This window comes from Marinobacter sp. (genome assembly GCF_052094685.1).
Classification (GTDB): domain Bacteria; phylum Pseudomonadota; class Gammaproteobacteria; order Pseudomonadales; family Oleiphilaceae; genus Marinobacter.
The window spans coordinates 4,577-13,723 of record NZ_JBQDKB010000092.1 but is presented as its reverse complement, the minus strand read 5'-3'; the positions used below and the strand labels follow the sequence as shown (position 1 = coordinate 13,723).

8 protein-coding genes are annotated in these 9,147 nt (G+C 53.2%); 3 read left to right on the top strand and 5 right to left on the bottom strand.

Annotated features, from left to right (window positions below; all coding sequences use genetic code 11):
* Positions 1-1,460: glycerol-3-phosphate dehydrogenase (gene glpD, locus ACTH3S_RS15190; RefSeq protein WP_441809851.1), on the top strand; the 1,460-nt coding region annotated here is incomplete at its 5' end.
* On the opposite strand, the gene ACTH3S_RS15185 is transcribed toward glpD, so the two are convergent.
* Positions 1,415-2,116, bottom strand: a complete 702-nt coding sequence (locus ACTH3S_RS15185; RefSeq protein ID WP_441809850.1) for a uracil-DNA glycosylase family protein — start codon at positions 2,114-2,116, stop codon at positions 1,415-1,417. The two genes, glpD and ACTH3S_RS15185, sit on opposite strands and share 46 nt — an antisense overlap.
* 125 nt (positions 2,117-2,241) lie before the next feature.
* On the opposite strand from ACTH3S_RS15185, the gene pyk reads away from it, so the two are divergent.
* The gene (gene pyk, locus ACTH3S_RS15180) at positions 2,242-3,690 is read left to right on the top strand and encodes a pyruvate kinase (protein ID WP_441809849.1); all 1,449 of its coding nucleotides are present in this window, start codon (positions 2,242-2,244) and stop codon (positions 3,688-3,690) included.
* Here pyk and ACTH3S_RS15175 read toward each other — a convergent pair.
* A complete protein-coding gene (locus tag ACTH3S_RS15175) occupies positions 3,683-4,333 on the bottom strand; it encodes a bifunctional 4-hydroxy-2-oxoglutarate aldolase/2-dehydro-3-deoxy-phosphogluconate aldolase (RefSeq protein WP_441809848.1) in 651 nt (216 codons plus the stop codon). The two genes, pyk and ACTH3S_RS15175, sit on opposite strands and share 8 nt — an antisense overlap.
* A 200-nt stretch (positions 4,334-4,533) precedes the next feature.
* Between ACTH3S_RS15175 and ACTH3S_RS15170 the strand changes: the two genes are divergently transcribed.
* Entirely contained in the window at positions 4,534-5,412 is an 879-nt protein-coding gene (locus tag ACTH3S_RS15170; RefSeq protein WP_441809847.1) for a MurR/RpiR family transcriptional regulator, read from the top strand.
* A 77-nt stretch (positions 5,413-5,489) separates the two neighbouring features.
* Here the strand turns inward: ACTH3S_RS15170 and ACTH3S_RS15165 are convergent, their stop codons facing one another.
* From ACTH3S_RS15165 to ACTH3S_RS15155, 3 genes are all read right to left on the bottom strand, one after another.
* Complete coding sequence (locus tag ACTH3S_RS15165) at positions 5,490-7,343, bottom strand: SurA N-terminal domain-containing protein (RefSeq protein WP_441809846.1); 1,854 nt, start codon at positions 7,341-7,343, stop codon at positions 5,490-5,492.
* A gap of 116 nt (positions 7,344-7,459) precedes the next feature.
* Positions 7,460-7,732, bottom strand: coding sequence for an HU family DNA-binding protein (locus ACTH3S_RS15160; RefSeq protein ID WP_441809845.1), 273 nt, complete (start codon positions 7,730-7,732; stop codon positions 7,460-7,462).
* Positions 7,733-7,971: 239 nt separating this feature from the next.
* On the bottom strand, positions 7,972-9,147 hold a 1,176-nt coding region (locus ACTH3S_RS15155; protein ID WP_441809844.1), incomplete at its 5' end, for a S16 family serine protease.

The following is a 9,147-nucleotide window of genomic DNA, read 5'->3' as shown; positions in this document are numbered from 1 at the left end:
ATGGCACTGGAATAGCCATGGACGCCGCAGGGCGAGGCCTGAGCGTCTTGCTCTGCGAGATGAATGATCTGGCCTCAGCAACCTCATCCAACAGCAGCAAACTGATTCATGGCGGCTTACGCTACCTGGAGCACTATGAATTTCGGCTGGTGCGCGAAGCTTTGGCAGAACGCGAAGCCCTTTTGCGCAATTCACCCCACATCATGTGGCCCATGCGCTTTCGCCTACCCCACCGGCCACATCTGCGCCCGGGCTGGGTGATTCGAACAGGTCTTTTCCTTTACGACCACCTTGCAAAGCGGGAATTGCTGCCGGGCTCACGATCCATTAGATTTGGTAGCGACAGCCCTCTAAAACCCGAAATAACCAAAGGTTTTGAGTACTCAGACGGCTGGGTCGACGACGCTCGCCTCGTTGTACTCATGGCGCGCAAAGCCGAACAAATGGGCGCGACCATTCACCCAAGAACCCGCTGCATCAATGCGGCTCGCAAGAAAAAAAGCTGGACAATCACGCTGCAGGACAGTTTTTCTGGCGTCGAAAGCAGCATCTCAGCAAAAACGCTGGTTAATGCAGCAGGCCCCTGGGCCAGTATGCTTTTCTCCGGAACCATTGCTGCCCCTGCACCAAAGCAAATTCGCTTGGTGAAAGGCAGCCATCTGGTTGTTCCGCGCCTGAACAACAGTGACGATGCTTATATTTTACAAAATGAAGATGAACGCATTGTCTTCGTGATCCCCTATGAAGAACACTTTTCCCTGATAGGCACAACCGATGTGGACTACGAAGGAGACCCGTCTCTTGCCCGTATTTCACCAGAGGAAACCAACTACCTTTTGAGGATTGTAAACACCTATTTTCGGCACCAGACGACCCCTGAAGACGTTATTTGGTCATACTCCGGTGTGCGGCCGCTTATCGATGATGGAGAGAATGCGCAGGAGGCCTCACGGGACTATTCCTATGAATTAGACAACGCTCAAGGCGTTGCACCGCTGATGTCTATCTTCGGCGGCAAAATAACCACCTATCGAAAGCTCGCAGAAGTCGCTACAAACAAACTCTGCGAGTTTTTCCCCACCGCTGGTGCACCTTGGACGCAAAACGCGGTGCTGCCGGGCGGAAATTTCCACAGCAAAGCATCGCTTCTGGCAGAGCTGAGCAGCGAATTTCCATGGCTCCCCCCAAAACTGGGGCAACGTTATGTGCGAACTTACGGCACGGCGTGCCGGGATATATTGGCCGACGCTGGCTCCATTGAGAAACTGGGCATGCTTTTTACCGGCGATCTGTACCAGAAAGAAGTCGACTATCTGGTTGCACAGGAATGGGCACGGACAGCGGAGGATATACTCTGGCGCCGCACCAAACAGGGACTTTACGCCTCCGAAGCCCAAACCCAGACACTGAAAACCTACCTTTCGTCCACTTCGGCCAAAAGCCCGGAAATCCGCTCCTGAAGTTCCGGAATCACCTGCTCTTCAAACCAAGGGTTGCGGCGTAACCAAAGATTGTTACGGGGGCTGGGATGAGGCATCGGCAGGAGATTTGGCCAATATTGGCGCCAGTTTTTGACGTTTTCAGTCAGGGACTTTTTACCGTCTGGTAAGTGCCAAGCGTGGGCGTACTGGCCTATAACCAGCGTTAACCCAACATTGGACAGCCGATCCAATAAGGCGTTTCGCCAAGCCGGTGCACATTCGGGCCTGGGTGGCAAATCACCAGACTTACCCGTGCCGGGATAACAGAACCCCATGGGAAGAATGGCGAGTTTTCTAGCATCGTAAAACGCCTCTCTCGTTATACCCATCCACTGCCGTAGCCGGTCGCCACTGGGATCATTGAACGGCAGCCCTGTTTCATGCACACGCCTCCCAGGCGCCTGACTTACCACCAAAATGCGCGACGTTTGTGACAACTGCACAACCGGTCGTGGCCCGCAGGGCAAAGCCTCCGCGCAAATCGTGCAGGTGCGCACCTGTCGAAGCAGCTCATCAAAAGGCAGTTGGGCAAGAGCATCCATCATCGGGTTTATACTATCCAAGCATTTACATAAAAGTGACTTGCCGTAACCATATAGCTCAAAAAACGCTGCGGCAACCTGACGCTGTTTCACTAAGTATATTCCAAAGCTGATAGACGTAATTTTACGTCCTTTTTTTGCTATAATCCGACTATCGTCATTATTCAGTCACAATTTATTGATACATTTACTACCTCTTCGCTCTAAAGGACAAAAACATGCTCAGGCGTACCAAGATTGTCGCCACCCTCGGCCCTGCTACAGATACCCCCGAATCCCTGGCCGCCATTATTGCGGCTGGCGTGGACGTTGCCCGACTCAACTTTTCCCACGGCAGCGCAGATGAACATATTGCTCGCGCGCGCCGGGTGCGTGAAGCAGCAGCGGCGCAAGGGCGCTTTGTTGCTCTGCTGGCAGACCTGCAAGGCCCTAAATTGCGCATTGCTCGCTTTGCCAACAACAAGGTCACCTTGAGCGCAGGCCAAACCTTTGTTCTGGATGCTTCCATGGACAAGGAAGCTGGCACCCAGGAGCGTGTGGGTATCGATTACGAACAGTTGATTGATGATGTAAAACCCGGCGACATTCTTGTTCTAGACGATGGCCGCATTGAAATGCAAGTGCAGTCCGTTGACAGCCACAGCATTACATCGTCAGTGCTTATTGGTGGCCCACTGTCTAACAACAAAGGCCTGAACAAGCGCGGTGGTGGCCTGTCTGCCGATGCCCTGACCGAAAAAGACAAGCGCGATATTGTGACAGCTGCGCGCCTCGGGGCTGATTACGTTGCCGTATCCTTTGTTCGCACCGCCGACGACATGCACACCGCGCGCAGACTGCTTAAGGAAGCTGGCTCCGACGCCGGGTTGGTGGCCAAAATTGAGCGTGCAGAGCTGGCCCACAACGTAGACGCCCTCGATGCAGTGATTGAGGCCTCAGATACCGTGATGGTGGCCCGCGGTGATCTTGCAGTGGAGATCGGCGATGCAGAGCTGGTAGGCGTGCAAAAGCACATTATTTCACGGGCCCGGGTGCTTAATCGTGCGGTGATTACAGCCACACAAATGATGGAATCGATGATTACCAGCCCCATGCCTACCCGCGCAGAAGTGTCCGATGTGGCAAACGCTGTTATGGACTACACCGACGCGGTGATGCTATCTGCAGAAACAGCGGTAGGTGACTACCCGGTAGAAGCAGTGGAAGCCATGGTGCGCATCTGTATTGGCGCTGAAAAGCAGCCATCGATGCACCAATCAAAGCACCGGATTCACGAGAGCATGGAACAGGTTGACGAGGCCATCGCCCTCTCCGCCATGTACGCAGCGAATCACCTGGATGGCGTGTCGGCTATTATCTGTATGACAGAAACAGGGGCGACCCCGAGGTTGATGTCTCGCATTAAATCCAGCCTGCCAATTTTTGCCTTTTCCCGGCACCATTCCACACAACACCGGGTGGTGATGTACCGTGGTGTTCAAACTGTGCCGTTTGACTCTGCCAAAATGCCACATGAACACACCAATGCCAGGGCGGTTTCTGAGCTGGTAGACCGGAAGGTGGTCAGCGAGGGGGATCTGGTTGTTATCACCAAGGGTGACTACATCAATGCCCAAGGGGGAACCAATTCTATGAAGATTGTCAGAGTGGGCTCGAATATCAGCTGAGCTCCGATAGACTGCCTGCCACAATGCCTGTAATCGTGGCCCAGTCTTTCTTTGCAATGATATCTTCAGGGGTCAGCCAGCTGCCGCCTACCGCTTGAACGTTATTCAACGCCAGGTAGTCCTTGGCCGTACCCCGGCGAATACCGCCGGTCGGGCAAAAGGTTGCGTCCGGGAACGGGCCATTAAGGGCCTTAAGCGCCGGAATTCCTCCAGCCACCGCTGCTGGAAAAAACTTAAACTCGCGATAACCCAAGCAGTATCCCAGCATCAGTTCAGACGCGGTTGAGACACCCGGTAAAAGAGGCGCTTCAGAGGTTAACGAGAACTCAAGAAGCGCTTCGGTAATGCCAGGGGTAACGATAAACTGGGCGCCTGCAGCCTCTGCTTGGCGATACTGGGCAAGGCAGGTAACCGTTCCCGCACCCACCCAGGCTTCCGGGAGGGCTTCACGCACGGCCTTAATCGCCTTGGACCCATGTTCCGTGCGCAAGGTTATTTCCATCACCCGAATCCCGCCATCAAAGAGAGCCTGACATAACGGCACCGCATCGTCAGGACGCCTTATGGTAATAACAGGCATCAGCTGCGACGCACTCAAAACTGACCGAATACGCTCGCGGTGAAAATCGGACAGTTGGCTCATGATAGTCTCCAAGCAGGGCCTCCATTCAGGGTTCAGGCCAAAAATGTAGTAATTATATTTAAATAATGACACCAGGCTTCGATTAATCCAAGGGCGATGCCGGAGCGTTGATACGTTTACTACCCAAACTGCAGCAAAATCCCGGTATACTCACCCCGTATTCAACAACGATTCCACCCAGAATTCAGGGAGTAGCTTTGATGGCCGCAAATCAGGCGCATCGTGACGACAATCTGCTGGAGGATATCCAGTCCCGGCTGGACACTCTAAACAAGTCCGAACGCAAGGTGGCGGAGGCTATCCTGCGCGATCCGAGCGCGGCCACCCGATACAGCATTGCGGCTTTGGCCCGGGCCTCGAACGTCAGCGAACCTACGGTGAACAGGTTTTGCCGGGGCTTCTCCGCCACCGGCTTCCCGGACTTCAAAATCCGTCTGGCACAGAGCATTGCCACTGGCACACCCTATATCGGCCAAAACATTGAGCCTGATGACACAGTTGCAGAGTTTGCCGACAAGATCATGCTGAGCACAATGTCTAACCTCGACAAAGCTCGTCAGGCGCTGGATCCCCGGGCACTGGCAACAGCCATCGACTATCTGATTCAAGCTAAACAGATCAATTTTTTTGGTATGGGAGGCTCCGCATCTGTAGCGCTGGACGCCCAGCACAAGTTTTTTCGCTTCAACATCCCCGTTATGTCTTATGACGACACCCTGATGCAGCGAATGGTCGCTGCGGGCGCGAGTGTTGGAGACGTTATTGTGCTGATTTCCTACACCGGGCGCACCAAAGAAACCGTCGATATTGCCCGCATTGCCCGGGATAATGGCGCCACTGTTATTGGCATCACAACCCCTAACTCGCCGCTTGCAGACGTGTGCACGACAGCACTGGAAGTCACGGCGCCAGAGGACATTGAGGTCTATATGCCCATGTCGTCCAGAATCATCCACCTAACGGTTATCGATATTCTGGCCACCGGCGTTACGCTAAAGCGCGGCGCCGACTTTCTTGGGCACCTCAAGAAGATCAAGGACAGCCTGAAACCTACCCGCTTTCCGTCAACCTCCGACTGACGCAAACCCTCTTACTGCAGGCAATAAAAAACCCGGGCAACATATACGTCACCCGGGTTTTTTATTTCAATAGTGCTTTATGGCCGGGAGACCTCAGCGCTGTTTCTCAAAAACTGCTGATACGCTGCATACTCACGCTGGCCTTCAAGAGATGCCAGGAATGTACGCAACTGATCCAAGTCACCACCACCCTCCTCAGGACTGCCTTCATTTACAGCATCCAGCGCAATCACTGCAACGCCGTTCTTCGTCATGGCAGTGCCATAGCTAGGCTCACCTTCAGCAGGACGAACCAAGGAAAAGGCAGCTCGCATCACCTGCTGGTCTGCACTTTGGGCATTTCGCGCCTGCCCTTCGAACTGTTCCCAGTCACCTGCATTCAGTGTTTCTAGCGCCTCGCCCTTCTCCAGGTCTGCAATGATGGCGTCAGCACGCGCACCAAGCAGTTCCCGGGTTTTGCGAGTTTCCAGGCTACTGCGAATATCGTTCTGTACATCCTCAAGAGCAAGCTGTTGAGCTTTACGGTATTCGCCAACACGGGCCACAACGGAGACGTTATCGCCAACGTCGATCAGCTCAGTGTTATAGCCACCCTCAAGAACATCCTCTGAAAAGAGCTGGCGAACTAAACCAGAGTGATCAAACGGCGCCTGACCACCATCTTTGGTGACACCAGTGGCTTCGCGGATCTCCAAGCCCAACTCTTTGGCAGGACCGGCCAGATCATCTGCGGCGTAGGCTGAGTCAGCCAACTGTGCACGCACTTCTGCGTACTCTTCTTGGGCATGCTTGCGGGCAAGTTCCGTACGAAGCTGCTGCTCCAGCTCTGCCAACGGAGGAACTTCTGAGCGGCGAACATCGTCCAGGCTAATCAGGTGCACACCAAAGCTGGTTTTAACCGGGTCGGATATCTCACCTTCTTCCAGTGCAAACAGGGCTTTCTCGAAGGCCTCGTCGTATACGCCACGGCCGGCAAAACCAAGGTCGCCGCCTTCTTTAGCAGAGACAGTATCAACGGACAATTCTTTCGCCAGATCGCCAAAACTCTCCCCAGCATCCAAACGCTTCTGAATGGCGGCCATGACCTGGTCGGAATCAGAACCGTCTTCAATCAGAATATGGGATGCACGACGCTCCTCGCGGGCCAGATCACCGGCACGCTGCTCGTAATAGGCCTCAAGATCCTCTTGGCTGATCTCGACCTTCTCTGCGAGGACACCCAGGGATAAGGTTATGTAGGTTGCGTCAACTTGCTCTGCCTGCCTGAAAGCGTCGCTGTTTTCCTTATAGAAGGCTTCAATGTCTGCGTCGGTAACCTCAAGCTCATCAGATACCGCGCTTGCGGGAATCTGCACAACGCGGAAGTCCCGAGTCTGATTCTGAATACGCAAAAGTTGTGCGGCATTTTCGTTTGCAACAAGACCACTCTGCATTACGCCGCCACGGATTTGATTGACCACATATTGTTTGTGCATGGCTTCACGAAACTCGCCTACCCCCATGCCCAAATTGCGCACGGAAGATACAAAGCGATCACGGTTGAATTGCCCATCAACCTGAAACTGCGGCATCTGGGTGATCAGAGCATCAATATCCTCATCGTCGAGCACTAGCCCCTGAGCGTTAGCGTCTTGAATAAGGACCTGTTCTTGGACCAAAGAATCCAGTACATCTTTGCGAATCTGGTCTTCGTTAAGCATGGCGGGATCAGGACGTTCCATCCCGGACAGGCGTCGCTGGCTTTCCATTTGGACAACTCGCAGGAATTCCCGCTCGGTAATGTCCTCACCGTTAACTGTCGCCACCTCCGGCTCACCGGAGAAGCCACCTACGATGGCATCCATTCCCCAGATGGAGAGGGACACAATCAACAGACCGATAATGATCTTGGCAATAGTGCCTTGGGAATTTTCCCGAATATCTTGAAGCATGTTTCTCCCGAACCCCTCTGCCGGTGCTCTTAACGTAAAAAGGCGCACCCTGTCGGAATGCGCCTTGAATTCTTCTTGGCGACTCTCTTTGACAAGAGTCGCCAGAGAAAGAACCGTTACTTAACGGCGTCTTTCAGGGCCTTACCTGCTTTGAAGCCAGGTACTTTGGAGGCCGCAATTTTGATCTCGGCACCCGTCTGCGGGTTACGACCCGTGCGCGCAGCACGATCTTTCACTGAGAAAGTACCAAAACCGATCAGAGTAACCTGATCGCCTTTTTTGAGGGCACCGGTGATAGAGTTGGTCATTGCGTCCAGAGCACGGCCAGCGGCCGCTTTGGATATATCTGCTGATTCTGCAATTGAATCGATTAGTTCGGACTTGTTCACACTAAACCCCTTCGCTTTCAGGTTGAAGATGTTATAGGTCGGATTGTTTTTTCTCGGACGTTCTCGACTATCGCATAAGCGGTCGGAGAATTCCATTCTTCGGTTTTCTTATTCCTTTTCGGCATTCAACCGCTGTTTGGAATAGGCACTTACTGCGCGGGAGCCCTTGGTATTGGCTGCTTCACGGCGAAACAGTTATACCAATGGGCTCTCCGGCATGTCAACAACTCATCCAAGCTTTAATGTGTATTTATGCGTTCTGCACTGTCATTTTCTTCGTCATGGGACTTACCAGACCCCGTTTCAGACGATGAACCAGCCGTGTGTGGCTCGGGTGCATAAGCCAAGGCAATATCCAAAACCTCATCAATCCATTTCACCGGAATAATCTCTAGTGACTCCTTGATATTATCAGGTATCTCCTTGAGATCTCTGGTGTTTTCATCTGGAATGACAATGGTCTTTATACCACCTCTATGGGCCGCAAGAAGCTTCTCTTTGAGGCCACCAATGGCCAGCACACGACCACGAAGCGTGATTTCACCGGTCATCGCAACGTCGGCGCGCACCGGAATTTTGGTTAGTGCAGAAACGAGTGCTGTGCACATGCCAATACCGGCACTGGGGCCATCTTTTGGGGTCGCGCCTTCGGGTACGTGCACGTGTAAATCGTGTTTTTCGTGAAAATCGTCGGCAATACCCAGTCCTGGCGCACGACTTCTTACTACTGTAAGCGCGGTCTGAATCGACTCTTGCATCACATCCCCGAGGGAACCGGTTTTTACAACCCTGCCTTTACCCGGTGTGAGCGCACACTCAATAGTAAGCAACTCACCACCTACCTGAGTCCAGGCTAAGCCAGTAACCTGCCCCACTTGGTTAGTTTCTTCAGCCAGTCCAAAACTAACCTTACGCACACCTGAATAGTGCTCAAGCATGTCTGGCTTAAGGGTTACTGTCGCCTTATCACCAGCCTCCACGTGCTCGCGAACAACTTTTCTGCATATCTTGGCGATTTCCCGCTCCAAACCACGAACACCGGCCTCGCGGGTGTAATAACGAACCAGATCACGCAGGGTCTCTTCAGGCAGCGTCAGCTCATCCTTGCGCAAGCCGTTAGCCTTGATCTGCTTAGGCAGCAGGTATTTGAGCGCAATATTTACCTTCTCGTCTTCCGTGTAACCCGGAATCCGGATAATTTCCATTCGATCCAGAAGCGCAGGCGGGATGTCCATAGAGTTAGACGTACACACAAACATCACATCCGAAAGGTCGTAGTCCACTTCCAGATAATGATCGTTAAACGTGTGATTCTGCTCAGGATCCAAGACTTCCAGCAATGCAGACGCAGGGTCACCACGGTGATCCATGCCCAGCTTGTCGATCTCATCGAACAAGAACAGCGGGTTTTTCAC

Excerpts from the sequence above, each read along its gene's own strand:
- pyk (WP_441809849.1), top strand. The coding sequence starts at position 2,242 with ATGCTCAGGCGTACCAAGATTGTCGCCACCCTCGGCCCTGCTACAGAT.
- ACTH3S_RS15170 (WP_441809847.1), top strand. The coding sequence starts at position 4,534 with ATGGCCGCAAATCAGGCGCATCGTGACGACAATCTGCTGGAGGATATC.
- ACTH3S_RS15175 (WP_441809848.1), bottom strand. The coding sequence starts at position 4,333 with ATGAGCCAACTGTCCGATTTTCACCGCGAGCGTATTCGGTCAGTTTTG.
- ACTH3S_RS15165 (WP_441809846.1), bottom strand. The coding sequence starts at position 7,343 with ATGCTTCAAGATATTCGGGAAAATTCCCAAGGCACTATTGCCAAGATC.